Annotated in this window: 24 protein-coding genes and 1 pseudogene; 14 read left to right on the top strand and 11 right to left on the bottom strand. The window is 46.8% G+C overall.

Annotation, left to right across the window (positions count from 1 at the left end; translation table 11 throughout):
- The first annotated feature begins 30 nt into the window (after positions 1-30).
- The 5 genes from QUB25_RS23610 to QUB25_RS23590 all read left to right on the top strand — a co-directional run bounded on the left by QUB25_RS23610 (position 31) and on the right by QUB25_RS23590 (position 6,361).
- Positions 31-1,890, top strand: a complete 1,860-nt coding sequence (locus tag QUB25_RS23610; protein WP_333186699.1) for an NAD(P)H-quinone oxidoreductase subunit F — start codon at positions 31-33, stop codon at positions 1,888-1,890.
- A gap of 104 nt (positions 1,891-1,994) precedes the next feature.
- A complete protein-coding gene (locus QUB25_RS23605; RefSeq protein ID WP_333186696.1) occupies positions 1,995-2,714 on the top strand; it encodes a carbonic anhydrase in 720 nt (239 codons plus the stop codon).
- Positions 2,715-2,826: 112 nt separating this feature from the next.
- Entirely contained in the window at positions 2,827-4,380 is a 1,554-nt protein-coding gene (locus QUB25_RS23600) for an NADH-quinone oxidoreductase subunit M (protein WP_333186692.1), read from the top strand.
- A 178-nt stretch (positions 4,381-4,558) separates the two neighbouring features.
- Positions 4,559-5,881, top strand: a complete 1,323-nt coding sequence (locus QUB25_RS23595; RefSeq protein ID WP_333186689.1) for a CO2 hydration protein — start codon at positions 4,559-4,561, stop codon at positions 5,879-5,881.
- Between the two features lie 273 nt (positions 5,882-6,154).
- Positions 6,155-6,361 carry a hypothetical protein gene (locus tag QUB25_RS23590; protein WP_333186686.1) on the top strand — a complete coding sequence of 69 codons (207 nt, stop codon included), beginning with the start codon at positions 6,155-6,157 and terminating at the stop codon, positions 6,359-6,361.
- Here the strand turns inward: QUB25_RS23590 and QUB25_RS23585 are convergent.
- The 3 genes from QUB25_RS23585 to QUB25_RS23575 all read right to left on the bottom strand — a co-directional run bounded on the left by QUB25_RS23585 (position 6,358) and on the right by QUB25_RS23575 (position 7,363).
- Entirely contained in the window at positions 6,358-6,576 is a 219-nt protein-coding gene (locus QUB25_RS23585; protein WP_333078499.1) for a type II toxin-antitoxin system HicB family antitoxin, read from the bottom strand. The genes QUB25_RS23590 and QUB25_RS23585 overlap by 4 nt on opposite strands.
- Positions 6,573-6,794: a type II toxin-antitoxin system HicA family toxin gene (locus QUB25_RS23580; RefSeq protein ID WP_333078501.1), complete on the bottom strand. Its 222-nt coding sequence runs from the start codon at positions 6,792-6,794 to the stop codon at positions 6,573-6,575. Before QUB25_RS23580 ends, QUB25_RS23585 begins: the two co-directional genes overlap by 4 nt.
- Positions 6,795-6,892: 98 nt before the next feature.
- The gene (locus QUB25_RS23575; protein WP_333186683.1) at positions 6,893-7,363 is read right to left on the bottom strand and encodes a hypothetical protein; all 471 of its coding nucleotides are present in this window, start codon (positions 7,361-7,363) and stop codon (positions 6,893-6,895) included.
- A 129-nt stretch (positions 7,364-7,492) separates the two neighbouring features.
- Between QUB25_RS23575 and QUB25_RS23570 the strand changes: the two genes are divergently transcribed.
- The 3 genes from QUB25_RS23570 to QUB25_RS23560 all read left to right on the top strand — a co-directional run bounded on the left by QUB25_RS23570 (position 7,493) and on the right by QUB25_RS23560 (position 8,355).
- Positions 7,493-7,705 carry a helix-turn-helix domain-containing protein gene (locus QUB25_RS23570; RefSeq protein ID WP_006631306.1) on the top strand — a complete coding sequence of 71 codons (213 nt, stop codon included), beginning with the start codon at positions 7,493-7,495 and terminating at the stop codon, positions 7,703-7,705.
- A gap of 87 nt (positions 7,706-7,792) precedes the next feature.
- A complete protein-coding gene (locus QUB25_RS23565) occupies positions 7,793-8,005 on the top strand; it encodes a helix-turn-helix domain-containing protein (RefSeq protein WP_006631308.1) in 213 nt (70 codons plus the stop codon).
- 155 nt (positions 8,006-8,160) lie between these two features.
- A complete protein-coding gene (locus QUB25_RS23560) occupies positions 8,161-8,355 on the top strand; it encodes a hypothetical protein (RefSeq protein ID WP_236506337.1) in 195 nt (64 codons plus the stop codon).
- A gap of 108 nt (positions 8,356-8,463) precedes the next feature.
- Here the strand turns inward: QUB25_RS23560 and QUB25_RS23555 are convergent, their stop codons facing one another.
- From QUB25_RS23555 to psaA, 5 genes are all read right to left on the bottom strand, one after another.
- Entirely contained in the window at positions 8,464-8,805 is a 342-nt protein-coding gene (locus QUB25_RS23555; RefSeq protein WP_333186680.1) for a hypothetical protein, read from the bottom strand.
- 1 nt (position 8,806) lies between these two features.
- Positions 8,807-9,244 carry a group 1 truncated hemoglobin gene (locus QUB25_RS23550; protein WP_333186677.1) on the bottom strand — a complete coding sequence of 146 codons (438 nt, stop codon included), beginning with the start codon at positions 9,242-9,244 and terminating at the stop codon, positions 8,807-8,809.
- 731 nt (positions 9,245-9,975) lie between these two features.
- A complete protein-coding gene (locus QUB25_RS23545; protein ID WP_333186675.1) occupies positions 9,976-10,731 on the bottom strand; it encodes a class I SAM-dependent methyltransferase in 756 nt (251 codons plus the stop codon).
- A 253-nt stretch (positions 10,732-10,984) separates the two neighbouring features.
- Positions 10,985-13,213: a photosystem I core protein PsaB gene (gene psaB / locus QUB25_RS23540; protein ID WP_333037061.1), complete on the bottom strand. Its 2,229-nt coding sequence runs from the start codon at positions 13,211-13,213 to the stop codon at positions 10,985-10,987.
- 110 nt (positions 13,214-13,323) lie between these two features.
- The gene (gene psaA, locus QUB25_RS23535; RefSeq protein WP_333064855.1) at positions 13,324-15,618 is read right to left on the bottom strand and encodes a photosystem I core protein PsaA; all 2,295 of its coding nucleotides are present in this window, start codon (positions 15,616-15,618) and stop codon (positions 13,324-13,326) included.
- A gap of 643 nt (positions 15,619-16,261) precedes the next feature.
- On the opposite strand from psaA, the gene QUB25_RS23530 reads away from it, so the two are divergent.
- Positions 16,262-17,890, top strand: a complete 1,629-nt coding sequence (locus QUB25_RS23530) for a hypothetical protein (protein ID WP_333186672.1) — start codon at positions 16,262-16,264, stop codon at positions 17,888-17,890.
- A gap of 85 nt (positions 17,891-17,975) precedes the next feature.
- On the top strand, positions 17,976-18,944 hold the full coding sequence (gene arsM / locus QUB25_RS23525) for an arsenosugar biosynthesis arsenite methyltransferase ArsM (RefSeq protein WP_333186671.1): 969 nt from the start codon (positions 17,976-17,978) through the stop codon (positions 18,942-18,944).
- A gap of 252 nt (positions 18,945-19,196) precedes the next feature.
- Here arsM and QUB25_RS23520 read toward each other — a convergent pair.
- The 3 genes and pseudogenes from QUB25_RS23520 to QUB25_RS23510 all read right to left on the bottom strand — a co-directional run bounded on the left by QUB25_RS23520 (position 19,197) and on the right by QUB25_RS23510 (position 21,944).
- A pseudogene (locus QUB25_RS23520) lies at positions 19,197-20,354 on the bottom strand (hypothetical protein).
- A 426-nt stretch (positions 20,355-20,780) separates the two neighbouring features.
- Positions 20,781-21,716, bottom strand: a complete 936-nt coding sequence (locus QUB25_RS23515) for an isoaspartyl peptidase/L-asparaginase (protein ID WP_333037065.1) — start codon at positions 21,714-21,716, stop codon at positions 20,781-20,783.
- Between the two features lie 72 nt (positions 21,717-21,788).
- Complete coding sequence (locus tag QUB25_RS23510; protein ID WP_333037066.1) at positions 21,789-21,944, bottom strand: DUF2256 domain-containing protein; 156 nt, start codon at positions 21,942-21,944, stop codon at positions 21,789-21,791.
- A 219-nt stretch (positions 21,945-22,163) separates the two neighbouring features.
- Here QUB25_RS23510 and QUB25_RS23505 point away from each other — a divergent pair, with 219 nt between their 5' ends.
- From QUB25_RS23505 to QUB25_RS23490, 4 genes are all read left to right on the top strand, one after another.
- Positions 22,164-22,952: an RNA methyltransferase gene (locus tag QUB25_RS23505; RefSeq protein WP_333063968.1), complete on the top strand. Its 789-nt coding sequence runs from the start codon at positions 22,164-22,166 to the stop codon at positions 22,950-22,952.
- Positions 22,953-23,243: 291 nt separating this feature from the next.
- The gene (locus QUB25_RS23500; protein WP_333186668.1) at positions 23,244-24,830 is read left to right on the top strand and encodes a serine hydrolase; all 1,587 of its coding nucleotides are present in this window, start codon (positions 23,244-23,246) and stop codon (positions 24,828-24,830) included.
- A 65-nt stretch (positions 24,831-24,895) separates the two neighbouring features.
- On the top strand, positions 24,896-25,297 hold the full coding sequence (locus tag QUB25_RS23495; protein WP_333186667.1) for a hypothetical protein: 402 nt from the start codon (positions 24,896-24,898) through the stop codon (positions 25,295-25,297).
- Between the two features lie 411 nt (positions 25,298-25,708).
- The gene (locus QUB25_RS23490; protein WP_333186664.1) at positions 25,709-26,374 is read left to right on the top strand and encodes a DUF1295 domain-containing protein; all 666 of its coding nucleotides are present in this window, start codon (positions 25,709-25,711) and stop codon (positions 26,372-26,374) included.
- Positions 26,375-26,799: the final 425 nt, after the last annotated feature.

The following is a 26,799-nucleotide window of genomic DNA, read 5'->3' as shown; positions in this document are numbered from 1 at the left end:
AAATTTTTGTAACCTTTACAGGTAATGCCAATGGCTCAAATCTTACTCCAGACCGTTTGGTTTATACCTTGCTATCCACTCATAGGCGGAGTTCTGTCGATGCTGTGGTTTCCGGCAGTTACCCGCCGCACGGGGCCAAGACCATCCGGTTACGTGAACGCCATATTAACCTTGTTCGCTTTCCTACACGGCGTCATAGCCCTGACAGCTATCTGGAACCAACCGGCACAACACGAGTTGATTCCCTGGCTGAATGTAGCAGGTTTAGACTTAACCATTCCCGTAGAAATTTCTGCAGTCACCGTCGGGGCGACTGTTTTGATTACCGGACTGAACTTGCTGGCGCAGATTTATGCTTTCGGTTACATGGAAATGGACTGGGGCTGGGCTCGGTTCTTTTCTCTGATGGGGCTGTTTGAAGCTGGGATGTGTGGCTTGGTACTGTGCAATTCCCTGTTCTTCAGCTACATGATTTTGGAAGTTCTGACTTTGGGTACTTACCTGCTAGTCGGGCTGTGGTTCAATCAGTCTTTGGTGGTGACAGGAGCCCGCGACGCTTTCTTAACAAAGCGGGTGGGAGATTTATTCCTGCTGATGGGAGTAGTCGCCATTCTGCCGCTGGCCGGAACTTGGAATTTTGACGAGTTGGCTGTTTGGGCCGAGACTGCAAAGCTTGACCCCACTGTAGCGACACTGCTGACTTTAGCTTTGATTGCCGGCCCGATGGGTAAGTGTGCTCAGTTTCCCTTGCACCTGTGGCTAGATGAGGCGATGGAAGGCCCGCTGCCGGCGACAATTTTACGGAACACCGTAGTTGTGGAAACTGGTGCTTGGATTTTGATTAAGTTGCAGCCAGTGATTGCTTTGTCGCCGATGGGGATGACGATAACTATTATTGTAGGTGCTGCGACGGCGGTTGGTGCTTCATTAATTGCGATCGCCCAAATTGACATCAAGCGCACGCTTTCCTATATAGTCAGCTCTTACATGGGCTTAGTATTTATCGCCGTGGGCACCGGACAAGCCCAGACAGCCCTGACATTGATATTTGCCTACACCTTGGCGATGGGTTTGCTGGTGATGAGCATCGGTTCGGTAGTTTGGAACAGCGTCACTCAGGATGTCCGAGCTCTCGGCGGTTTGTGGGGAAAGCGGCCAATATCGGCGATATCGTTTATTGTCGGTAGCGCTGGATTGGTTGGACTGCCGCCCTTCGGCTGCTTCTGGGCTTTAGAAGACTTCACATCCGGGCTTTGGCAAACTCATCCTTTGCTGTTAGGAATAGTGCTGTTTGTAAACGGCGTCACTGCTTTTGGCTTGGTGCGCGTCTTCGGTTTAGTTTTCGGTGGCAAACCCAAGCAAATGACCGAACGTTCGCCGGAAGTTCACTGGCCTTTTATCTTGCCCATGACTGTTTTAATGGGCTTTACTTTGCACGTTCCGCACTTGCTGGCTGCGTGGCATTTATTGCCTGGGGCAAGTTTGAATTATACCGCAAGTGGATTGCTAGTTTTGTCAACGGCGAGCGGCATCGGTGCTGGAGCATTTGTTTACCTGAACGAGAAATGGGAAAAACCGGTACGAATTGGTTCTGAAGCTTTGCAAGACTTTTTTGCTTACGACTTTTACACTGCCCAACTTTACCGGGTGACAGTGATATTTGCAGTCGGTTTAGTTGCTCAAGTTATCTCTTGGGTTGATCGCAATATTGTTGACGGATTCGTGAATTTAATCGGTTTTGCAACTGTTTTCGGCGGGCAAAGCCTTAAATACAACGTTAACGGTCAAACTCAGTTTTACGCCCTGACAATTCTGTTCGGAGTAGCAGTTTTGGGACTGCTCATAAGCTGGCCGTTGCTAGTTCGCCTGTCGCTGATTGTGGGCGGGTAAAGAAATATAAGCGTGAAGATTTTAGGTGACACTTTTAATCTAAAATCTTAAAAACATGAAGTCTTGAACAAAGATTTCAAACTCGATACAACAAAGAAACCTCAATGAACCCAAATAACAGACAATTCACTCTTTCCCGACGCAATTCCCTCAAATTTGTCGCAGGAGCCATTGGTACAGGGATACTCGCAGCAGGAGCAGGCGCTGATTTGGCTGCACCCGAACCAGCAATTGCTCAAACTGACTTGACTCCCGATGCAGCTCTGAAACAGTTAATGGACGGCAACCAGCGGTTTGTTGACAGCAAACGCCAAAATCCCCACCAAGACTTTGGGCGTCTCACCGAAGTTGCCAAAACTCAAAAACCCTTTGCTGCTATTCTCGGCTGTGCAGATTCCCGCTTTCCTTCGGAAATTATCTTCGATCAAGGATTGGGAGATTTATTTGTCTGTCGCGTGGCCGGAAATGTTGCTACTCCCGAAGAAATTGGCAGCCTGGAATTTGGCACGCTGGTATTGGGAGCAAAAGTGCTTGTGGTAATCGGGCATAAACGTTGCGGTGCGGTAGACGCAACCATTAAAGGAGCTCAAGTTCCCGGTCAGATTGGCAGTTTGCTCGACGCCATTAAGCCTGCTGTAGAAAGCTCGAAAAACCAAACGGGCGACAAGCTAGAAAATGCCGTCAAAGCGAATGTTGTGTTCCAAGCTAACAAGTTGAAAGCCTCTCCAGTTATCTCTAAGTTAATTGCGGAGAATAAACTGAAAGTTGTGGGTGGGTATTACGATTTAGACACGGGGACAGTCACTATTCTTTCTGAGTCGTGATGCAATTTGGAATTGATAATTGGGAAAAAGTTTAACATCTAAACTCTCAAATTATCAAAGACAAGAGGCTGCAAAATTGATTGTTCACTCTTCACTCTTCACTTCACACATTATGCTTAGTGCCTTGCTCTGGTTGCCCGCGTTGGGCGCTGCGGTAGTCGGGTTCCTGCCCGGAAATATAAATGGGATGCGTCTGCGTTCAATAGCCTCGGCTTTTGCTGCTGCTGTTTTCCTTTTGAATATCTGGCTGTTGACTCAATTCGATCCAGCCAATTCGGGACTGCAATTTCAAGAATATTTACCTTGGATTCCGCAATTAGGTTTGAGCTACAACTTGGGCATTGACGGCTTGTCCTTGCCACTGCTGGTTTTAAGTGCTTTGCTGACGCTATTAGTCATTTACGGCACTGGCGAAAAAATGGAGCGTCCCCAGCTTTACTACGCTTTGATTTTGCTAATCAATGCTGGTATTGCCGGAGCTTTGATGTCTCAAAATTTGCTGCTGTTTGTACTGTTTTACGAAGTAGAATTAATTCCTTTTTACCTGTTGATTGCTATTTGGGGTGGAAAGCAGCGGGAATACGCTGCCATGAAGTTTTTGATCTACACGGCAGTTTCGGGACTTTTAGTGCTGGCAGCATTTTTGGGTGTGGCTTGGCTGAGCGGTTCTTTAAATTTCGATTACAGTGCGATTACCACTCAAGAATTGCCGAGAAATATGCAGTTAATCCTGCTAACAATTTTGCTAATTGGGTTGGGAATTAAAATTCCCTTGGTGCCGCTGCACACTTGGCTGCCGGATGCTTACGTCGAAGCTTCGCCAGCAACAGCAATTTTGCTGGGAGGGATTCTGGCGAAGTTGGGAACTTACGGTTTAGTACGGTTCGGCTTGCAGATGTTTCCCGAAACGTGGTCGATTATAGCTCCCGCTTTAGCGATTATCGGGACTGTGAGCGTGATGTACGGGGCTTTGAGCGCGATCGCCCAAAAAGACATCAAGCGCATGGTAGCCTATAGTTCGATCGGGCATATGGGCTACATCCTCGTTGCCTGCGCCGCGGGTACGAAGCTGGCATTAATCGGCGCTGTCGGGCAAATGGTAAGCCACGGCTTAATTTTAGCTTTGCTATTTTATTTGGTAGGCATCATCGAAACCAAAGTTGGCACGCGGGATTTGGACGTGCTCAACGGTTTGATGAACCCGATGCGGGGTTTACCCACTGCCAGTTCCCTGTTAGTTTTGGGCGGCATGGCAAGCGCTGGAATTCCGGGTTTGGTGGGTTTTATTGCCGAATTTTTAGTGTTTCAAGGCAGTTTCTCGATCTTTCCAATTCCAACTTTGCTCTGCATTTTAGCTTCGGGTTTAACAGCAGTTTACTTTGTGATTCTGCTCAACCGCACCTGTTTTGGGAAGTTGGACAATGCCACGGCTTACTACCCTCCAGTTACGTTTGCTGAAAATATGCCGGCGCTGGTTTTGGCGGGCATCATTTTTGTGTTGGGAATTCAACCTGCTTGGCTACTCAAGTGGAGCGAATCTACTACAAATGCGATAGTTGCTACTCTGCCGACTGACAGAAATACCCAAGTTGCTATTAGCTATCCCCTAGAACACTCGGAGCTGGAAATCGCGTCTACACAAACGAATTCCGCCTCGATAGACTAAGAATCTACTCGTTACCAGGCAGATCCTGGTAACGCATATCCGGAGGCTATGCCTTCAATTTTCCGGCTCGTAGGCCTGGATATCGGTTCCCAGCCTCTAGCCTGGGAACCAGTTAAAGAATCGCAGCTTTTGGCAATAATTCAAAATATTTAGATTCCCTCAGTCAAAGGAAGAAACAATGGTACAAACCCCTAATAAACCAGCAACTAAACTACCTCCTTCCAAACACGAATTTGCCGAAATAATTCACAGGCTAGAAGCTGGCGGCGCAATGATTCCAGATACGCCGGAAAATCTGATGCAAATCATCGCTATCTGGAAAGCTTACGCAGTGCCGATGGACTTTTACTGGCGAGATTTGCTTTACATCGCCGAACGGGTTTTTTTACACCCGCTTCCTTTCTTTAAATACTTCTTGCCTCAAGAGTATTTAGACTTGCAAAATCACTATGCAGGCGACGGTGCAGATTTGCGGATTTGGCGCGGGACTGGAAGTGTTCACCCGGAACTTTTGGAGTTCATGGAGAATGGTGAAACTGGTAAACTCCCTCGATTTGTTCACCATTTGTGGCACGATCGCATTAACATGGAATTTGCCGAAGAGTGCATGAGGTCAATGCTTTGGCACCGGGGCTTGTACGTGCCGACCAATCAATTCGATCCTTATTTGGACAGTGACGAATATAAGGCTAATGCCGATCGCGCAATTAAAGCTTACTTCAAAAAAGACCCGTTCATGCTGGCACTTCACAAAGCATTTCCCGAAATGTTTTTAGAACAGTGCCGCCAAATGTCTTATTACAGCAATCTCGGTTTATTCTGGGAAGTCATGGCGCCGGTGTTTTTTGAGGTTTCCGACTTGTACGACGAAGGGAAAGTTACCACAGTCCCGCAGGCGATGGATTTTCTGGTAAATGGCATATTTGCGATCGCCGGACGCCCGATTTACCACCACGTTCAAATCGACGGCGAAACCTACGAAATCATCCCCAAATCTAAGGGTTTCACTTGGCTTTATGAAGCAGCGTTACCTTACGTGGAAGCTGTATTTTATCGCACTTCGCCATTCCGAGGCACCAAATCTTACAACGCTCAAGCTAAGGAAGTTCCTGACGACCAAAAAGACTTCCACTTCGGAGTGCTTTATGCAGACAAATTCCCCGTAGGTACGGCGGGGATTCCGCCGACTTTGCTAGCACAAGATATGCTGCATTTCCTGCCGCCGTATTTGATGGATTTCTACAAACAGCGCTGTCGCGGCGAAGATGATATCCTCAATCAAATTGGGGTGACATTTCAGCGATCGATGTACTGCGTTACTTCGGCGGTGATTCAAGCTTTGCGGACTGCTCTTTTGTATCCTTTAGATGACCCGAATCCAAAGCATTTGAAGGCAAATCGGGCTTTCTTTGAGGCTCAGATCGATCGCTTCTGTCGCCCGGAATACGGTATGAAATATGCTGCGAAGCTCAAGAATATCCAGACTTCGGATTATAGGTAAAGGATGTTTGCCGGAGGCATCTTAGCTTCCAAGCCCGCCAGTCCGTTAGTCCGCCAGGGGTTTCAACCCCTGGCTCAAAGCTCAAGTCGGTTGAAACCGACTGGGAAAAATGAAAGCTTTTTTAAATCGTTTCAAAAGTCCTATAATATTAAGCTACTTGGCATCATAATTATTCCTCTCTCTTCTTTTCCTCTGATTTCTCTGCGTTCTCTGCGGTTTAATCATTCCCATACAACCGGAAACGATCTAACCAATAACAAATAACCAATAACTATGAACAGCAACGATCTAGCCAAATATATCGAAGCAAAGGACGGGATTTCCAAACCTTGGCTGTTGGTGCAACTCCGGCTGAAAAAATTGCAAGAAAGGCGATCGGAGATTTCTGCTGAAGAGTATATGACAGAACTTACTGACCTTCACAAAGAATTAATGAATCTGGGGGAATGGTGGCTGGGAATCGAGGATGAGGTTTTCTAGGCGATTTGAAGAATGCTAGGTGCGGGGATGGGTTCACCTTCTTCCTGCCAAGCTTCTAGATACATTTCGAGCACTTCTTCGCCATGTCGGATGGCTTCTTCGCGGGTTTGGCCGTGGGTACAGGGCATGACAACGCGCTCGGCAAACTCTGGAATCGTCACGAGGAAAAGTTGATCCTCGTCAGACCATTGGACGATCATACTGTATCGGTTCATGAATCTTCCTCCTTTAACTCGTCGAGTTCGGCTAACAATATTGCCAACTGCTTCTCTAAATAGCGTGGCACATCATCTCCGTCTTTGCCTGGAATTGTTAATGTCTTCCCAATCAAAGGGTGCTGCCATCTTTCATGGCTGCCTTTTCCGCGTTTTGGCAAATAAATAAAGCCCTCACGGGTAATCTGAGCTTTTAACTCGCGAATTTTTCTAGGCATGGTGATTGTCCATTTTCTACCTCCATTTTCTCACTTAGCCATTTATTTTAATTTTTCCTTTGCCCATTCTCGCAGTTGCTCGTCGGGGCGATCGCACTTTAAAATTTCTCCATCAAATCTTTTTCTTGGGCATAGACATCTCGTAGCTGTTGCAGCGCGGCCCCAGAAAGGACCGATTTAACTGTAGCTACCAATTGGCCCCACTCCAGCAAGCTGTCAACTGAAACAGCTTTTTTGAACTTGTAAGTGTAGAATTTCGTCCAAAATGCTGGTGATTGCTTGCTTTTCCAGCGTTTGTACCATCTGCCAAAATCTTGAGGTGCGATCGCATTTACTCGGACAATCGGCGGAAAATCGGCGTAGCTGACAAACCGGCTGATGCCTTTGGCGTGCACATACACCATGTAGCGACAGCATTCTATGCGGTAAATCTCGTCTGCTGAGATATTGAACAGGAGTGCAACTGTTTCTTCGGTAACGAATCTCGCCAGGGGATGCAGGATGGGAGATTTGTGAATTATTTGGGAGCAGGCGAAAGTGCTTGATTTTAGCTGGGATGATGCTATCATAGTAAGTCAGACAGCTAGTAACTGTCTATTTAAGTTTTGAAAACGATCGCCCTTTAGTTGTCCAGACCGGGGGGCGATCGGCTTTTTAGATGAATTTATTCTAAGGTGTTATAGCACCCATTGTCAAGCATGGGTTTAGTAAGAATTAAAGTCAGAGAACTAGCAGCAGAGAAAGGTTGGACATTCAAGGAAGTTTCAGAACGTTCTGGGGTGGTATACAACACGGTCAAGCATTATGCTCGCTGTCCAGGGCTGACAACGGTTGACTTTACTTTGCTGCTGAAATTAGCTCGGACTTTTGATGTGATGATTGAGGATTTGGTTGAGGTTTTGGAGGAATAAGCCGATCGGCCTTTAGTTGTCTAGACCGGGGGCGATTGCTTTTTCAGATGCAATTATCTTAAAACGCAACTGCATTATTTGTCAAGCATGGGTTTAGTCAGAGTAAAAGTGCGAGAGTTAGCGGCCGAGAGGGGCTGGACATTCAAGGAGGTGGCTGAGCGATCGGGCGTGATCTACAGCACCATAACCAGCTATGCTCGTCGTTCTGAAATATCAATGGTTGACTTTACCGCCCTGTACAAGTTAGCGCGGGCATTTGATGTGATGATTGAGGACTTGGTGGAGATTATTGAGGAATAAGTTGATCGGCCTTTAGTTGTCTAGACCGGGGGCGATCGATTTTTTGTATTTTTTACACTATAGCATGATTAACTGTAGTTAGTCAAACATTATTGTAGTTAATCGGATTGAGGATGATAACATCAAGGAAAGTTATTAATAGTTGATTATTCTTCGTGGCTAAAACTAATACTGCGATCGCGGTCAGTTCCGTGATAAAGGAAGTCATTCAAAAACAAGCCCAAGCGACAAGACTAACTCAGAAGGAAGTCGTGTACTTGGGAATGCTGGCAATTGATGCACTCGATAAGGAAAGCCGCCAAGAGTTGGCTGACAAGGTGCATCAGATGCAGGTGAATGGGGAAATTTGAGGCGATGAGGGCAATTTCCTACGGGATAGCTACGCTTCACGCACTTCGGGGGAAGTAAGGCAAGGGCGCTCCTATGGAATTCGTCTACTGAAACAAATTCTCATTTTTTTACCAATAAATTGGGGTCTTCTTCTCCTCAACAGGAGCGTTTTCCCATCTAGTATTTGTACCCGTTTCGGCGCTCTTAGCACCACACAGTCTGCTCAAATCAACTATCGTGCTATCAGAGCGCTGATAAAAACAAAAAGGTTGATCGTTGGATTGAGCCTGCGGTGGAGCAAAAATAGCAGGCATGGAAAAGCGCTCAGAAGACTGCCTCGGCATTGGAGATACTGGAACTTTCATCTCGGTGGTTGGCTCTGACGGTTTTGCACGGGCTGCGTCGGCTGTTACCATTCCTGACAGTAGCAGAAATGCAACCGAAAGCAGGAGGAGATTCGAGTGTTTCATATTACTTTTCGACAATCTTGCTTCTCAGACTATTGACAAATCCCAGCACTTCGGCTTTATCTGGTGGATTGACCCTATTTTTATCGATAGCTTGGGATATATCATTAGCAAAAGCATTAAATTCACGGTCCGTCAGACCTCCATCCATTCCAATTCCACTATGGGAAAGCTTCATAGTCCGCCCTGTATAAACACAAGGCCCCCCTGCTGCTTGGCAGAATTGATCCACTAACAACTGACGCAGCCTCTGTTGTGAGTTTGTGCCCAAGCCAATAAAATATTTACCAATTAGTGCGTCATTGAATATGAAAATTGCTGAATCATCAATGACCTTTGCGATCGCGTTGTAGCCTCCTAGCCTAGTGTAGAGAGAGCTTCCTGAAGAACCTTGTGCAATCAGATCTGTAGTTACTTTTTCTGCTGATTCTTGTGCTGACATCGCCGGCGTAGAACGAGCGAAACTAGGGCTTAATCTGAAAGTAGTCACAACTATGACTGTGATACAAATTAATGTCAACAACATTGCCAAAGATTTACTGAGTTTCCTTGAAAAATTTCCAATTGTGATGGTAATATGGTTAATTGAATCTTCAGCACTAAGTGATTTACAGATACAGAGGCTTAAGAAGCAGGAAGCCTAAGTCTAATCTCAACTAAACTTAGTCTTTAGCTCTGTGCGATCGTAAAAAGGCGAGGGTAAAGAGCGATAAATCGTCACATCATTTGATAACTTTAGCATCAAATTATCCTACGGTAGATTTTGTAATATTTCTTAGATAAGTCACCATTTGCTGATTGATTGACTTCACATTGTGTTGGGTATTGTCAAAATGCGGTTAAACAATTTGCATCGCAGCTAAAAGCTCAGGTTAAAAGTGCTACGATTTAATCGAAGTTGTTAATCTCCGGTTAGTTTTGTGACCAGAGCCAGTGCCCCCATTGCAGTCAGCCCCATTATTAAGGAACTTGTGCAGAAAAAGGCGCTAGCAACCTGACTAACGCTGAAAGAAATTATCTCTGTCGGGATGCTGGCAATTGACGAGTTGGACGAAAAACGCTTGCAATAATTGGCTGATAGGGTGCATCAGATGCAGGTGAATGGGGAGATTTGAGGGAGAAGGGCGATCGCCCGAGTGGTAGAGTGAAAAAGCAGATCGACCCTCAAGTCACTTATGCGATCGAGTTGTCCTCTAAAAAGGGTTTACGTGCAACGAATCCTGCATGAGCTTTTGGCAAGTTGTACTCACCATAACTACGTATGATTTGAACTTGAAAACCTACGCGATCGAGTGCTTCAGCAATATCTTTTGCCTTGTACAACCGCAAACAGTGTATTTCATCATCTCGCCTGTAGGTTTCCCCTACTTTACGAAGAGTAATGATGCGGCGAATTAAAGTTTCATTCTCTTGATTTTCTTCCTTCTCAACCAGAACTATCCAATCTTTTCCTTCCGTGAATCCTTTGGTTGTGTTTCCGGCTACAATCTGTCCGGGTTCTGCAATGTCAAAGATGAAAACACCGCCCTCGGTTAAGGCGTGATAAATGCGACGGAAAAATTGCACCAGGTTTTGGCGATCGTTGTCTGCATCAAACAGATAATTCAAACATTCGCCGATCGAGGTGACAGCATTACACGGTGGGATATCAGTTTTAAACAGCGACTCAACTCGAAACTCGCCATCTGGCACTCTGTTTCGGGCAATGGCAATCAAAGACTCAGAAATATCAACTCCCAGAACACGATAACCAGCCTTTCTGAATTCTAGTGCTGATAATCCGCTGCCACAACCCAAGTCCACGACTAAACCTTCGTGTAGCTTGTTTTGGGCCAAGATATTCAATATACCAGGGGCAGATTTGAGAGCATAATCGCTATGCCCAACATCATGAATATATGCGAGGTCTTCCTTATACCACTGTGTCATGACTTCGTTCCAGCAGACTAACTCACAAATTTAGTTGCGATCGCACTTTTATTCCGGCTTGACAGACTCAGCCAACCACTTCGCATTGTCCCGCCGATGAACATTAATCGAACTGCATTTTGCTTCGACCCATCGATCTTATTCCATCCATCCGTTACACAATCCGTTGCCGAACTTCCTTCTGCTATACAAAAAAATCCCCCGCCAGAAGGCAGGGGATTTCATTTAATTACCTAGAAACCAGAGTTCAGAGTTACCCGAATTTCCCGGCTGTCGAGGCAATTACAAAGGCCGCGTAAGTGAGGACGTTGCCCACAGTAAAGTGAACTAAGCCAACCAAACGACCTTGGACGATCGACAAAGCAACAGGCTTGTCTTTCCAGCGAACCAAGTTAGCCAAAGGAGTGCGCTCGTGAGCCCAAACCAAAGTCTCGATCAACTCTTGCCAGTAACCTCTCCAAGAAATCAGGAACATGAAACCAGTTGCCCAAACAAGGTGTCCGAATAAGAACATCCAAGCCCAGACTGACAAGTTGTTAGTACCATACGGGTTGTAACCGTTGATCAACTGAGAAGAATACAGCCAGAGGTAATCGCGGAACCAGCCCATCAGGTAGGTAGAAGACTCATTGAACTGAGCCACGTTACCTTGCCAGATGCCTAGGTGCTTCCAGTGCCAGTAGAACGTTACCCAAGCTAGGGTGTTCAACATCCAGAATACAGACAGGTACATCGCGTCCCAAGCAGAGATGTCGCAAGTACCGCCACGGCCGGGGCCGTCGCAAGGGAAAGCATAACCGAAGTCTTTTTTGTCCGGCATCAGCTTAGAACCGCGTGCATCCAGAGCGCCCTTGACCAAGATCAAGGTGGTGGTGTGCAAGCCTAGTGCGATCGCGTGGTGAACCAAGAAATCGCCAGGTCCGATCGCCAAGAACAGAGAATTAGTACCGCTGTTGATCGCATCCAACCAGCCTGGGAGCCATACGTTGCCGTAGTTGGGCCAAGCGGTAGAAGCAATGCTGTCGGGGTTAGACAACAGCACGTCCATGCCGTAGAGAGCTTTGCCGTGAGCAGCTTGGATGAACTGTGCGAACACTGGTTCAATCAAGATTTGCTTTTCAGGAGTACCGAAAGCTACTACCACGTCATTGTGAACGTACAAGCCGAGAGTGTGGAAGCCCAAGAACAGCGACACCCAGCTCAAGTGAGAGATAATCGCTTCTTTGTGCTGCAACACGCGATCGAGCACGTTGCCTTTGTTTGCTTCAGGATCGTAGTCCCGCACCAAGAAGATAGCTCCGTGGGCGAAAGCGCCGACCATGATGAATCCAGCAATGTACTGGTGGTGGGTGTAAAGCGCAGCCTGAGTCGTGAAGTCCTTACCTATAAAAGCGTAGGGAGGCATCGCGTACATATGCTGTGCTACCAGGGAGGTAATTACGCCCAAAGCAGCGAGGTGAAATGCCAGTTGGAAGTGCAGCGAGTTGTTGTAGGTTTCATACAAGCCTTGGTGAGGCAAGTTGAACTGTCCTTCACTCTTGCCGCCGACCAAACCAGCCTTAGAATCCAACATCTCTTTGATGCTGTGACCGATACCGAAGTTAGTCCGGTACATATGACCGGCAACGATAAACAGAACTGCGATCGCCAAGTGGTGGTGAGCGATGTCTGTCAGCCACAGGGATTCTGTTTGAGGGTGGAAGCCACCCAAGAAAGTCAGAATTGCGGTTCCAGCGCCTTCGGAAGTACCGAAGACATGGCTCGCTGCATCTGGGTTCTCGGCGTATACGCCCCAGTTACCAGTGAAGAACGGAGCCAAACCGGCCGGGTGAGGCGGGGTAGACAAGAAGTTGTCCCAACCTACGTGCTGTCCGCGAGATTCGGGGATAGCAACGTGAACCATGTGACCAGTCCAAGCCAAAGAGCTGACACCGAACAAACCAGCCAAGTGGTGGTTGAGGCGAGATTCAGCATTTTTGAACCAAGACAAGCTGGGGCGGTACTTGGGCTGGAGGTGCAACCAACCTGCGAACAGGAAGACAGCCGCCAGTAGTAACAAGAAGATAGCTCCTTGATACAGGTCGGCGTTTGTCCGAATCCCTTGGGTGAACCACCAATGGTAGACACCAGAGTAAGAGATATCCACCGGGTTAGAAGCGCCCCCTTGAGTGAAAGCTTCTACAGCAGGAGCGCCGAATTGCGGGTCCCAAATCGCGTGAGCGATCGGGCGGACGTTTAGGGGGTCTTTAATCCACTGTTCAAAGTTACCTTGCCATGCTACGTGGAACAGGCTGCCCGAAGTCCACAAGAAAATGATTGCTAGGTGGCCGAAGTGAGAAGCAAAAATCTTTTGGTAAAGATTTTCTTCGGTCATGCCATCGTGGCTTTCAAAGTCGTGTGCTGTGGCAATCCCGTACCAGATCCGCCGTGTGGTCGGGTCTTGGGCAAGGTCTTGGCTAAATTTTGGAAATTTCGTTGCCATAAGCCTTGATTAATCCTGAATCCTGAACAAAATTGAAGGGATTCGGTTCGGAGTTTGGATTCTCGATTTGAGATTCCTCCCAAATCGAGAATCCAAAACCTAGGGGTAGTTTACCCTACCGAAATGATTCGCGCTAGGAAAAATGCCCACGTAGTGACAATTCCTCCTAGGAGGTAGTGAGCTACACCCACAGCCCGACCCTGAATAATGCTCAGAGCACGAGGCTGAATCGACGGAGCTACCTTGAGCTTGTTGTGAGCCCAAACAATCGACTCAATCAGTTCTTGCCAGTAGCCACGGCCGCTGAACAGGAACATCAAGCTGAAGGCGAAGACGAAGTGTCCAGCTAGGAACATCAAACCGTAGGCCGACAGTGCCGAACCGTAGGACTGAATTACCTGAGAAGCTTGCGCCCAAAGGAAGTCCCGCAGCCAGCCGTTAATCGTGATCGCACTTTGTGCGAAGTTGCCACCGGTAATGTGAGAAATTGTGCCGTCTGGCGATACTGTTCCCCACACGTCCGACTGCATTTTCCAGCTAAAGTGGAAAATCACGATCGAGATGCAGTTGTACATCCAGAACAAGCCTAGGAACACGTGATCCCAACCAGAAACTTGGCAGGTGCCGCCACGGCCGGGGCCGTCGCAAGGGAACCGGAAGCCCAAGTTGCCTTTGTCAGGAACCAAGCGAGAACTGCGTGCAAACAACACGCCTTTCAAAAGAATCAGGACTGTAACGTGAATGGTGAAAGCGTGGATGTGGTGGATCATGAAATCCGCCGTACCCAACTCGATCGGCATCATCGCTACTTTGCCGGCGACGACTACTGCACCGCCGCCAAAAGCGTGGCTAACGATTTCCGTAGCATTAGGCGCTGTTGTGCCCGGAGCCAAAGCGTGGATGTTTTGCACCCACTGGGCAAATATCGGACGCAACTGAATCCCGGTATCCGAGAACAAATCTTGAGGACGACCGAAAGCCCGCATCGTGTCGTTGTGAACGTACAGACCGAAGCTGTGGAAGCCCAAGAATATACAAACCCAGTTCAGGTGGGAAATGATCGCATCTCTATGCCGGATCACGCGATCCAACAAGTTGTTGACATTTCCAGCGGGTTCGTAATCCCGAACCATGAAGATTGCTCCGTGAGCGGCTGCTCCAACAATCAGGAATCCGCCAATCCACATGTGGTGGGTGAACAGGGATAGCTGAGTCGGGTAGTCTGTCGCGATGTACGGATACGGAGGCATCGCATACATGTGGTGGGCAACAATGATGCTCAGAGAGCCCATCAGTGCCAAGTTAATCGAGAGTTGCGCGTGCCAAGAATTAGTCAGGATTTCGTAGAGACCTTTGTGACCTTCACCAGTGAAGGGGCCTTTGTGGTTCTCTAGGATTTCTTTCATGCTGTGGCCGATGCCCCAGTTCGTCCGGTACATATGACCAGCGACGATGAACAGCACTGCCAAAGCTAAGTGGTGGTGTGTTGTATCAGTCAGCCACAAACCGCCTGTGGTGGGGTTCAGACCGCCTTTGAAGGTCAGGAAGTCTGTGTATGCGCCCCAGTTGAGGGTGAAGAAGGGGGTTAAACCTTTAGCGAAACTCGGGTAGATGTCAGCCATCAAGCCCGGTGTCAAAATCCACTCGTGCGGCAGGGGGATGTCGGCAACTGTTTTGATCAGCTTGCCGCCGACTGTCAGCGGTGAACCTGCATCGATCGCGTCCATGCAAGCATTGATTGGCAGCGACACGTGAATTTGCTGTCCCGCGTAGCCCAAGCAGCCGCAGCCCAACAACACAGCCAAGTGGTGGTTCATCATCGATTCCACGTTCTGGAACCATTCCAGTTTCGGAGCGCGGACGTGATAGTGGAACCAACCGGCAAATAGCATCAAAGCTGCCATTACCAGGGCGCCGATCGCAGTGCAATATAGCTGGTATGAGTTAGTGATGCCGTTGGCGCGCCACCACTGGAATAGACCAGAGGTGATCTGAATTCCGTGAAAGCCGCCGCCTACATCTGCATTTAAAATTTCTTGACCAAAAATCGGCCAGACCACTTGAGCGCTGGGCTTGATGGCTGTAGGATTTGTCAGCCAAGCTTCGTAATTGGAAAATTTAGCGCCGTGGAAATATGCGCCACTGATCCACACGAAGATTACTGCCAAGTGGCCGAAGTGAGCGCTAAAGATTTTGCGCGAAACGTCTTCTAAGTCACTTGTATGACTGTCAAAGTCGTGAGCGTTAGCGTGGAGGTTCCAAATCCAAGTGGTGGTTTTTGGCCCCTTAGCTAGAGTGCGATCGAAATGACCTGGTTTTGACCACTTCTCGAAGGAAGTTGGAACCGGATTCTTATCGACTACTACCCTAGCTTTTACCTCTCGCTCTGGAGGACTAATGGTCATGAAGACTCTCCTCTCGGTAAGACAAGGAACGAGAACTGAACACTGTACCGGACACTCCCCGCGCTTGATGAGGCGGGGGATTCTCGAAAAAGCCGACACTGCACTACACTTTACTCTTTGCAGAGTTAGACGCAGGTGCATCGTCTCCCCAAGCATTTTGCTTCTGTGAAGAAGCCAGTTTCCCAGTGTCGCTAACAATGTGACTGGGTACTGCAAACTCTTCTCTCCAGATGAGCCGCCGATCGCATCCTTGATTCAGACTTGATACGGCTGCTCCTTTTGAGGGAGTTTTATGAATTATAAGCTTGCTAGAGGAGTATTAATCGCTTGTTAACAATACTTAAAAAAGGCTCAATTCTTGATGTAATAACGCCTTTAAATCCCACAGTCCCTCGAAAAAGTCAAGGGGTACTGCCATTAACTTTACAAAACTCAAAGATAAAGTAATTTAGGAATACTCATTTGTAGATATATGTTTGGGAAAAAGGCTGCGGGAATTAAGAGTGGGAGATGATGGGTTGCCCGCTGCTGCCTCAATCCTGCCTCCTAGGAGCCTTTGGAATTCATGAGCTGCAATTCCCCAATACTAAATTCATTTTTGGGCTATAGTTCCCTATGAGAAGGCTTCTAGGAGTATGGTTGCGTGATTGGGATCAATTGGCACAGAACGGTTGCAGGCAGGCTGCTGGCATTGTTTGCAGTAGCAGTATTAATTTTGGGTTTAGCAAGTTGTGGCGCGGGCCATTCCGAATTGCCCAAATCAGGGAACAAGAGCGGCTCAGCTACCGCCCAGGTAAACAAAATCTCAGAGGTTTCTCCCCCAGAAGCCATTCAACAACTGCGTCAGGCTCTAGAAATCTACCAGCCTCAAATTAGTATTTTGAATCCAAAACCTGACGAAGTGCTTCAGGATATAAATGTGTCTGTTCAGTTCCAAGTGAAGGACTTGCCCATTTTCAAAAATGCAAACTTGGGTTTGGGCCCCCATGTGCAAGTTTTATTAGACAACCAACCTTATGCAGCAGTTTACGACATCAACCAACCTTTAACGCTGTCCGACTTAGAACCCGGAACCCATACCCTGCAGGTGTTCGCCGCTCGCCCTTGGGAAGAAAGCTTTAAAAACGAAGGTGCCGCGGCTCAAACCACCTTTCACGTTTTTACCAAAACAGACGACAATAATCCCGATCGAACATTGCCCCTATTAACGTACAACAGCCCCCAAGGCAGCTACGGCGCAGAACCCATCCTGCTCGACTTTTACTTGACAAATGCCCCGCCGCACGAAGTGGCGCAAGAAAATTCCCAAGATGAAATACTCGATTGGAAAATTCGAGCCACAGTCAACGGCGAAAGCTTTGCGATCGACCAGTGGCAACCTATATATCTTAAAGGATTCAAATCAGGGAAAAACTGGGTACAGCTAGAATTAATTGACGAACGCGGAAATATCGTCAAAAACGCCTTTAATAATACAGCCAGACTGATAAATTACCAACCGCTCGGCCAAGACACTCTTTCAAAATTAGTGCGGGGCGAACTAACAACATCAGAAACTCGCGCTATAGTTGATCGCACCTACCAAGCCCCCGAACCGACACCAACCCCAACCCCGGAACCGACGCCGACACCTGCATTAGAAAAAACACCAGTTGTCCCACCCTCACCTCCGGTTCCAGAAACCCCTGTTACCGAACCCAGCTTAGAGCCAACAGTCGCTCCCGCAGTTGCTCCCATTCAAGTAATAGAACCAACACCGACAGCAACCCCCGAACTCGAAGCGCCGAAAGTTGTAGAACCAATTCAAGTAATACAACCGACACCGACAGCAACTCCACAGGTAGAAACCCCCAAAGTTGTTGCTCCAGTTCAAGTAATACAACCGACGCCGACAGCAACTCCACAGTTAGAAACCCCCAAAGTTGTTGCTCCAGTTCAAGTAATAGAACCGACACCAACAGCATCTAGCCAACCAAAGAAACAGGAATATAAAGGATACTACAATCGGTTCCGCAACTTCTTGCGTCAAGAACCGCAACCTGCTAATCCTTCAGAGCCACCAACCCTGCCAGAAATAACACAAAAAGCTCCAGTACCAAAAGTAGTCGCTCCCGCGATACCAGAACCGTCTCCCAATCTTGTACCGCCAACGCCACCTGTTGCCGCTGAGACTCCTAGCCAGCCAAACAGCGAATTAGCCCCTCGCGAAACAACCGTTTCCGAACCCGAAAATCAGCCCAAATCCGAACAAAAAGTCGAATTTGCCACCTAACGAAAACTTTCTGCATTCATCTGCGTTGATCCGCGTAAATCTGCCTACATCGGCGGTCAAAAATAAAAAATTAGGACACTAAAAAATGACCTACCTCGAAACAGCAGCCAAATTCTACAGTGATGTTGCCGAAACACCCCAAATCGGACTTTGCTGCGTCCAAAGCAGTCCCTTGCAATTGCCAGGATTAAAAATTCCCGAACAAATGCAAGAAATGAATTACGGCTGCGGCACAACCGTTCACGCCGCCGAACTTGTCGGCAATCCCTTCGTGCTTTATGTAGGCGTCGGCGGCGGATTGGAAGCACTACAATTTGCATATTTTTCTAGACATAAAGGAGCGGTTATTGCCGTCGATCCGGTTCCAGCAATGCGAGATGCAGCTGCACGAAACTTGCAAATAGCCGCCCACGAAAATGATTGGTTTGATCCGAGTTTTGTAGAAATTTGTGAAGGCGATGCTTTTGCGTTGCCAGTGCCGGATGCTTCTGTAGATGTTGTCGCTCAAAACTGCTTGTTTAATATCTTTGAACCAGCCGATTTAGCTAAAGCATTAAAAGAGACTTATCGGGTGTTAAAACCGGGTGGCAGATTGTTGATGAGCGATCCGATCGCAACTCGCCCCATTCCGCAGCATTTGAAGGAAGACCAACGCTTGCGTGCCCTGTGTTTGTCCGGCGCTTTGACATACGCAGAATACGTTCAACACCTTGTAGACGTTGGTTTTGGGCAAGTCGAAGTGCGGGCGCGCCGTCCTTACCGATTGCTGGACAAACACAATTATCAATTGGATGGGGATTTGCTGTTAGAAAGCCTGGATTCGGTGTCTTTTAAAGTGGAGGTACCGGATGACGGAGCTTGCATTTTCACTGGCAAGACGGCGATTTATACGGGGTCTGAAGATCTCTTTGATGACGGGGCAGGTCACGTTTTGCAGCGGGGAGTTCCGGCGGCGGTGTGCGATAAAACTGCTGGGAAGTTGGGGGGATTGATGCCCGATAAAGTGTTAATTACTGATTCGACGTGGCATTATCACGGCGGCGGTTGCTGTTAGATTTATTTCGGAATAGGGAGGTAGCATTCACCGCAGAGATAGCTGCCTCTTTCAACTCTTTCTACTGATAGTTATCTCGGGACTGTAACTCATAAAAATTATCAGAGTAGTTATTGTATGAGTATTTTCGATGTGTTAAATAAGGAGATCTTCTGGGTGATCATGAAAAATATTTGTTGCGAAGGACATCAAGAGCGTGAAATTCTAAATCTCATCCTGTTCTACCGGGTGCATCTCACTTTGGCAAATACATCAAATTGAAAGTTGACCGTTGAGATAAGCACAGCGCAGAGAAAGGATAGATGAAACACTCTCGATATTCCACTGCGCTCCCGATAGTTTCACCCTCAGTCCAATTCGTTTAATCGTTGATTCCACTGTTCCAGAACCGGTAGAACTTAAAGATTCTTCTTTATATAGCAAGTCTATTTGAGTCATGAATGTAGAACTACTTGAAACGCTTGTGATCATTGAATCGATTGTTTACAAATCAAATGGTTTTGCTATAGTATCGGTAGTTAACTATTGGGTTGCGATGGAACTCTAAATAATTGCAAAAGGTGTTAAATCCTTTTCTTTTCAACTCTTTAAATAAATTGATAACTTCATTGACTTGACCTGAGCACAACAGATTTTCTGCTTGCTTTAATCGTTTCAGTGAACCCCCCGCTTTATAGAGATTTTCTTTCAGATGATACCAATCTAAGATTTCTTGTCTTTGTTCAGGACCTCCTATTTCTTGAAAGAGGTTCCAAATTCCGGGATGCCCCTCTCCTATACAATATATAGGATGCAGCAATTTTTGGCTATTACTCCAATCAATTAAATCTTGATTGTTTTGAAAAAATGCTCCGCCATAAAAATTATCTAAACATACCGCTTTATAATCTTTCCAATAACAGGCTTCACCATTTTTTTCGTTACGTAGCCTAACTTTTCCTCCATCTAATGTGATTTATTGAACTCCTAGTTTAGATGTAGGTAATTCAAAATCTTGGAGCTTTACCATTCTTTGCAATATACTATGAGCGACTCGGATTCCTGTGAATGTTTCTAAATCTTTTTCTCCTTTTTGATAAGACTCGTTGGCACTGATTATCAGAGCACACTTTTCTATCATTGGACTGAGTTGACTATAAGGCTTTAACCCCAAATATTCCGCCTGATTGTCTGTAATATTCAGCAACCCGACTAATGATTTTACGGTGTGGCGTCTTCCGGTTTTAATTCCTGATCCTGTTGAAAAAAAAAGGTAGCTAGTTCGGGCCCTACTTCTTCTAACATTTTCTGATGTAGAGATTTTTCGATACTTTCAAAACTTGAGAGTTCCGTTGGCTCTGTATTTCTGTAAAGAATTTCTGCTGCCCCTTTTAAGTATGCTTTTAGCTGCTGTTTATCTTCGGGTGTCATTTTCTTTGCCTCATCGTTTTTTACGGTTTTACTAGCTTTTTCATTTGAGCTATTTTTTCAGGGATTTGAAAAACTGAGATGCACCCACAATTAATCATGTCAAGCACATTACCAATCTGACGCAAGAACGATTTTGGATTATCCAATTCTTTGGCGCTCCTTGCCGTAAATATTATCTTCTCTATTGAGCTGCGGTGCCATCTCAATTGAAAAAATTCCCTGACTATCGTGCTACCTGCGGAATGTGGGCTAACAGCTTAGCCCCCAGATTAATTGTATGGAAAGGACAGGGCGCCATGTCCTGACTGTGGGTAATATCAATTATGATGGCACCGGATTTAATATAAAACTAACGCAGATCGAGATACCCGAATTCTTCAAAAAGTCGGGTATCTGAACCGCAGACTGACAATTTATATCGGCTTTTTAAGCAATGAAAATCAGCGTTCCCTTGCTCATTTCCAAAGTGTCGCCCATTTGCATACCGTTGTGAAAAGCACCCAAAATCACCTCGCTAGTTTTGCCGAAAGCGATCGCCCCGCTAGCATCAATTCCAATTGCGCCAAAATCCCGTTGACGTTCGTCAGCTTCAGTAAAAGAACGCTCAAAAGCAGCTTTTAAACTCAAACCATCCGTTACCCGAATCACAATTCGCGCGGCCAAACACTCGTCCATAATGTGTTCGCCAATCCCCGTACAGCTTACCGCCGCACTTCCAGCGGCGTAATTTCCCGCCGGCATCGCCGAGTCGCTAACCCGCCCAATCCGCTCAAAACCCTTGCCACCAGTCGAAGTCCCAGCAGCCAAGCGTCCATGCACATCCAAAGCTACGACTCCGATCGTACCCACACCGGCCGGTTCGGCAACCACGTCAGCCATTGCTTTACTAAAATTGCCTTGGCGTTCCTGCATCCACTCGTGCAAACGCAAATCCGTCATCGGATCGTAAATCGGCAATTGAAGTTCTCGCAGCAATTCCGCCGAACCAAAATCAGAGAGAACTCGATCGTCCGAATGCTGCAAAAATTGAGCAAGTTCGATCGGATGTTGAACGCGAGAAACATTAATCGCCCCGCTGAAACGCTGCATCAAACCATCCATCAGCGAAGCACTCATCCGAATTTGACCGTCCGACTGCACCACAGAACCAGTACCGGCATTGAATCGCGGGTCATCTTCCAACAATTGGCAGCCCCGCACCACTGCATCTACGGCACTTGCACCGTCTTTCAGCAGCGGATAAACTTCCTCCAAAACATCGTAAAGCGATTTCCGCACCGCCTCAATTCCGCCTTTACTATGTAGAGAACTGCCCGCACCGCCGTGAATAACTAACTTTGGTTGCACTTGTTGCGATGCCATAATTTATAACCTAATAACCTAAAATTTTTCCTTTGCAATCTTAGCTTTGATCGAGCAACTTGCCCTAAATTCTTAATCTTGAGCCGCCAAACGGCGGCGACGACAACGTTCGGAGCAGTATTTGACCTCATCCCAGCAGTCCGCCCATTTTTTGCGCCAAGTAAAAGGTCGATCGCACACCGGGCACATTTTTGTCGGTAAATCAGATTTCGCTCGTTGCTTAGCCATGCTAATTTGGAAAGTAAATTACTAACTCACATCTTGTACCATTTTTAGGAACAGGCTTTCCGGCCTTTCCCACAAGATTCAATTTGTTGTCGAACAAGCCCAAAATTCTGTTTGTAAGGAAATAATTTGCTTGTGGAACAGACATTCTTGATTGCTGAAACCCTTGCTATTATTGCCTCTTCCTTCTTCCGTATTCCTTCTTCCTTCTTCCTAAATTAAATGCTCGAAACGGCCGACGCCAACATCCGAATAGTCTTAGTCGAACCTGCAGGCCCATTGAATGTCGGTTCTGTTGCCCGCGTCATGAAAAATATGGGTTTGCACCAATTAGTTTTGGTAAATCCCCAATGCGATTATTTAGGGGAAGAGGCCCGACTGATGGCAGTTCGCGCCGCCGACATATTGGAAACGGCCAAAGTAGTCGAGAGTTTGCCGGCTGCTTTGGTTGGGTGTGTCAGAGCGATCGCAACTACAGGGGATGATTGTCGATCGTTGCCAACACAACTAGAAGAACCCGCAGATGCCTTGCCTTGGCTCCTTGAAGCCCCCAGTGCCCTCATTTTCGGCCGAGAAGACTGCGGCTTGACCAATGCCGAGTTAAACCGCGCTCAACGCCTGATCCGCATTCCTAGCAGCGATGCCTACACTTCCCTAAATCTCGCCCAAGCTGTCGCTATCTGCTGTTACGAACTATACAAGTCAGTTGTCAGTTGTCAGTTGTCAGTTGTCAGTGGCCAGAAGGAATCGGCTCCCTTGGAAAATTTAGAGGGATATTACCAGCAACTAGAAACTTTGCTGTTAAAAATAGGATATTTGCAGCAGCACACAGCAGCAAGCCGGATGGAAAAATTTCGGCGTTTGTATAACAGAGCCTATCCGACAGTGGATGAAGTCGCCATGCTGCGGGGCGTCCTCCGCCAAACAGAATGGGCAATCAAAACTTACCAACGAGAGACAAATTTTGATACTCTGGATGGGGCGTTGCCGGAAAATCCAACGGATAGCTAGGAGAAATGCTGATAATTGGGGATGTGAGATTGAGGATTTTTTTCACAGAGAACTTTCCTGCCCCCACTTGTCACCTTCCTAACCGGGTTTCTTGACTAAAAACCTCAGCTTTGGGATAATTTGCGAGCAATAAACCGGGTTGCTGATACCATGCAGCGTCTGGGGTAAATCTAAAATCTAAAATCTAAAATTGATTGGCTGGCAAGCTGAAAAATCTTAAACTTGAACTTTACATTAGTGATGAAGGAGTAAGACGTGGCAGAGCGGTTTCCCAAAGGATCGATATTATCGGTGATATCCTCGATATCCTCTCCCAACTCCGGCTCAAAGCAGCCTAAGTCCGGCAAAGCAAGTCAGTCTGGCAACTCGGGCCGCCGCCGCCCTCCGCAACCGCAAAACGGCAATTCAGAAATTCGATCGCCCGAACCTGCGACTTTGCCAGTGCAACAGGGCCGCGGCAGCAGAAATGGAGCCAATTCTCCCACATCTTCGGAAGAATTTACTACACAAGACTTTTTATCCGATCCCCGATCGGCAATTAACCCGAGAAAACCCAGAACCAGCAAAACTCAGCAGTCGAAGACTCGCCAACCGCGCAAAAAAGGCCTCGCTGCTGTCGATATGTTTGAGTTTCCCGACCCGACTCTGGAGCGGGAAAATGTAAGTTCGATCGCCAGCAATCCCAACAGCCAGCTCCCAAAGACCAGCCCCCCTGCAACCCGTGGAAGTCGTCCCAGTTCGCCCCCAGTCCGCATTCCAGACACGGTAATCCCCCCAGATGCCAAAAAAAACCCCCTGCCTAAACCGCGCCCACAAGCAAGCCAGAGGCCGGGTAAACGACCAGCATCTGCGAGCGTGCCGCCGTTGGTCTACGCTACTCGCTTGCTGATTTTGGGAGTTGGGATAGCGGTGATTTGCGGGACGCTGCTGTCGGTGGTGAATGCTGTAAGTCGAGCATCGACTGTAGCGGCAGAAGAACAAACCACTACAGGGGAGAACAACCCAGCCGATAGCGCATCTGCTGCACCCGCGACCCCTGAAGCGCTGCAACTGACTCAAGAATTAGGAGCTTTGAAAACCCAAGTTCAGGTTTTAGCAACAGAAAATCCTAGTTTGACAACCGGAATATTTTTAGTCGATTTAGATACTGGAAGCTACCTAAATTTTAATGGCGATACTGCTTTTGCTTCAGCTAGCACGATTAAAGTGCCAATTTTAGTAGCTTTTTTCCAAGCAGTAGATGAGGGCAAAGTGCAGTTAGATCAGATGCTGACGCTGAAGTCCGAACACATAGTTGGCGGTTCTGGGGAGATGCAAGACGACTCTCCGGGTAAGAAGTATTCGGCTTTGGAAGTGGCCGAAAAGATGATTGTTGTCAGCGACAATACAGCGACGAATATGATGATTGAGTTGTTGGGAGGTGCTGAGGTTTTAAATCAGCATTTTGCAAATTGGGGTTTGAGTACCACGGTTCTGCGTAATAATTTGCCAGATTTGGAGGGAACTAATACTACCAGTCCGAAGGATTTGATTAATATCATAGCCCAGATCGATCGGGGTAATTTGGTATCGGTGAAATCGCGCGATCGCATTTTGCAAATCATGCGCCAAACTAAAAATGATTCTTTGCTGCCGAAAGGTTTAGGCGAAGATTCAGTTATTGCTCACAAAACCGGCAACATTGATACAATGCTAGCGGATGCGGGGATGGTGGATTTGCCGAACGGTAAGCGTTATTTGGTGGCGGTGATGGTGAAGCATTCGCCGGAAACCGAGAAGCCTGCTCAAACATTGATTCGGGAGATTTCTCGGATGAGTTACCGCTATTTGAACGGTGGGGAAACGCCAGCAGATTCACAAGTGAAAATTAAAAAGTGAAAATTCAACCGGGTTTTTTCGGGCAAGTGTTGTAGACTTTATCAAACTATAAATCAGTTTGTATTATGAAACTAAACATTCGACTTGCTTGTCTGGTAGCGCTCTCAACTTTAGCCGTTGGAGTCTCCCCCTCCTTGAGTAATGCTAATCCTGCTCCTGAATATGAGACCGACGGCGTGAGAGCGATCAACAATAATATCGAACTCAATCGGGCAAAAAACTTAGCTCGTCAAACAGCAGAAAGGGCTAATGGGGGTTTAGGCAACTATCGAGCTGAAGCTTCTATGCACGGTACTTCTAAGGAATCGCCGTTCGTTGACAATGGCGATGGAACTTGGACTTTTACTTTTAAGGGTTCCAAGCCTGGTTCGTCTGTCTTTACTGTAGAAACGGTTGTTACGGTTTCCCAAGATGGGAGGGTGAGAGTCGATTACAACGGGCCAATTCGCGACTCAAACGGAATTTAACAATACTTAGGGCTTACTCACCGGTACTCAAAAACCGGGTTTTTCACAAAATACTTTGTTACAGCCCCAGAAACGGTAAAAAACCCACTTTCTTGCTGTTGATGCGTCCAGGACTGAACTTGTGGAGTAGCGCTCGCCCGATTAGAGAAATCATTGATTAAGCTTTCGTCGCGGGTGATCCGCGCAACATTCTTTCGGTACTGAGAGCGCGATCGATTTTCTTTGTTAAGCCGAGAGCCGGAGCTGTCAAATAAACGAACGAGCGCCCTCCGGTCACGCTTTCAAGTTGCTTGTTACCGCGTCAGGCCAAATAGAAGCAGGTTGATAAGTTTGCTCGTGATAAGTAGTTATATCTAAAAAAGTGTAATATAAATAGAGATAGACTTTACTAGATAGAGATTAGCAAAAGCTATGAAAGTCAAGCACTTTATCAATCTGCACAAAGGACTCAGCTTTCCATTTATTTTGACACTGATGCTCATTTACCAAAATTTTAATTTTGGTGCTTGGGTTTATCTCGCTCTGCACGGTACTTATGGTTTGTTGTGGCTGCTCAAAAGCCAGATATATCCAGATAAGCAGTGGGAACAAGAAATCTCTTTCGGAATGGGAATATTCGGCTTTGTGTTAGTTAGCCTCTATTGGGTAGCACCTTTTATTTTGATTAGCAGTGGCTCACAACCACCTCTGCCTTTAGTGGCAGCAGCAATTTCCCTAAATATCATCGGTGTCTTTCTACACTATAGTAGTGATGCGCAGAAGTATTACACCCTTAAGTACCGTTCGGGACTAATAACTGAAGGATTTTTTGCCAGAGCGCGCAATACGAATTACTTAGGAGAAATTTTCATCTACGGATCGTTTGCGATGCTAGTTCAGCACTGGCTACCTTTTTTAATTCTGGCAGCTTTTATTGCTGGTATGTTTATTCCTAACATGATAAAAAAAGATCGTTCACTCGAACGATATCCTGAATTTGCCGACTACAAAACTAGGTCTGGACTTTTACTACCTCGACTATTTGTATCGACAGATCTCGAACAAAAAAAAGACAGTTTAGAGGAGAAAGTTGGTTAAAAATAGTAATTTAAAGCGTTGCGGAATTACAATATGAGTTCATGAGGGATCAATAGTCCGGACAGTTTTTATATGACCCAATGGCTTATTCTGTAGGACTTTGAGGCACTGTGGATAATTAAATCAATGTCAGCTCCACCCAGCTCGTTGTATTTAATTGGACTTTATTTATGCTCCTTGCGCCGCGTAAGCTTGTAGTCTCGTTCCAAAAACTGTCCGGAGTATTGAGGGATAATAAGGCGATTTTTTAGGAAATGCCCTGAATGCCGCTCAACTCATATCCGCAAAATAAGATAAAGCTTCTAATAATAACCCTTTTTTGTCACTCTACGCAGAGGAAAAGTGGAAATAAGGGATATTGAGGTTTTGAAAAATTGAACGAGTTAAATTATTGACAAGCATTTGAAGCTTAAAAAAGCCCTCGG

The organism is Microcoleus sp. B3-D7, assembly GCF_036705305.1.
GTDB lineage: Bacteria > Cyanobacteriota > Cyanobacteriia > Cyanobacteriales > Microcoleaceae > Microcoleus.
The sequence above is the reverse complement of the archived record's forward strand: the minus strand, read 5'-3'. Positions and strand labels throughout refer to the sequence as shown.

Coding starts and splice junctions, on each gene's coding strand:
- QUB25_RS23610 (WP_333186699.1), top strand. CDS start 31: ATGGCTCAAATCTTACTCCAGACCGTTTGGTTTATACCTTGCTATCCA.
- QUB25_RS23605 (WP_333186696.1), top strand. CDS start 1,995: ATGAACCCAAATAACAGACAATTCACTCTTTCCCGACGCAATTCCCTC.
- QUB25_RS23600 (WP_333186692.1), top strand. CDS start 2,827: ATGCTTAGTGCCTTGCTCTGGTTGCCCGCGTTGGGCGCTGCGGTAGTC.
- QUB25_RS23595 (WP_333186689.1), top strand. CDS start 4,559: ATGGTACAAACCCCTAATAAACCAGCAACTAAACTACCTCCTTCCAAA.
- QUB25_RS23590 (WP_333186686.1), top strand. CDS start 6,155: ATGAACAGCAACGATCTAGCCAAATATATCGAAGCAAAGGACGGGATT.
- QUB25_RS23585 (WP_333078499.1), bottom strand. CDS start 6,576: ATGAACCGATACAGTATGATCGTCCAATGGTCTGACGAGGATCAACTT.
- QUB25_RS23580 (WP_333078501.1), bottom strand. CDS start 6,794: ATGCCTAGAAAAATTCGCGAGTTAAAAGCTCAGATTACCCGTGAGGGC.
- QUB25_RS23575 (WP_333186683.1), bottom strand. CDS start 7,363: ATGATAGCATCATCCCAGCTAAAATCAAGCACTTTCGCCTGCTCCCAA.
- QUB25_RS23570 (WP_006631306.1), top strand. CDS start 7,493: ATGGGTTTAGTAAGAATTAAAGTCAGAGAACTAGCAGCAGAGAAAGGT.
- QUB25_RS23565 (WP_006631308.1), top strand. CDS start 7,793: ATGGGTTTAGTCAGAGTAAAAGTGCGAGAGTTAGCGGCCGAGAGGGGC.
- QUB25_RS23555 (WP_333186680.1), bottom strand. CDS start 8,805: ATGAAACACTCGAATCTCCTCCTGCTTTCGGTTGCATTTCTGCTACTG.
- QUB25_RS23550 (WP_333186677.1), bottom strand. CDS start 9,244: ATGTCAGCACAAGAATCAGCAGAAAAAGTAACTACAGATCTGATTGCA.
- QUB25_RS23545 (WP_333186675.1), bottom strand. CDS start 10,731: ATGACACAGTGGTATAAGGAAGACCTCGCATATATTCATGATGTTGGG.
- psaB (WP_333037061.1), bottom strand. CDS start 13,213: ATGGCAACGAAATTTCCAAAATTTAGCCAAGACCTTGCCCAAGACCCG.
- psaA (WP_333064855.1), bottom strand. CDS start 15,618: ATGACCATTAGTCCTCCAGAGCGAGAGGTAAAAGCTAGGGTAGTAGTC.
- arsM (WP_333186671.1), top strand. CDS start 17,976: ATGACCTACCTCGAAACAGCAGCCAAATTCTACAGTGATGTTGCCGAA.
- QUB25_RS23515 (WP_333037065.1), bottom strand. CDS start 21,716: ATGGCATCGCAACAAGTGCAACCAAAGTTAGTTATTCACGGCGGTGCG.
- QUB25_RS23510 (WP_333037066.1), bottom strand. CDS start 21,944: ATGGCTAAGCAACGAGCGAAATCTGATTTACCGACAAAAATGTGCCCG.
- QUB25_RS23505 (WP_333063968.1), top strand. CDS start 22,164: ATGCTCGAAACGGCCGACGCCAACATCCGAATAGTCTTAGTCGAACCT.
- QUB25_RS23495 (WP_333186667.1), top strand. CDS start 24,896: ATGAAACTAAACATTCGACTTGCTTGTCTGGTAGCGCTCTCAACTTTA.
- QUB25_RS23490 (WP_333186664.1), top strand. CDS start 25,709: ATGAAAGTCAAGCACTTTATCAATCTGCACAAAGGACTCAGCTTTCCA.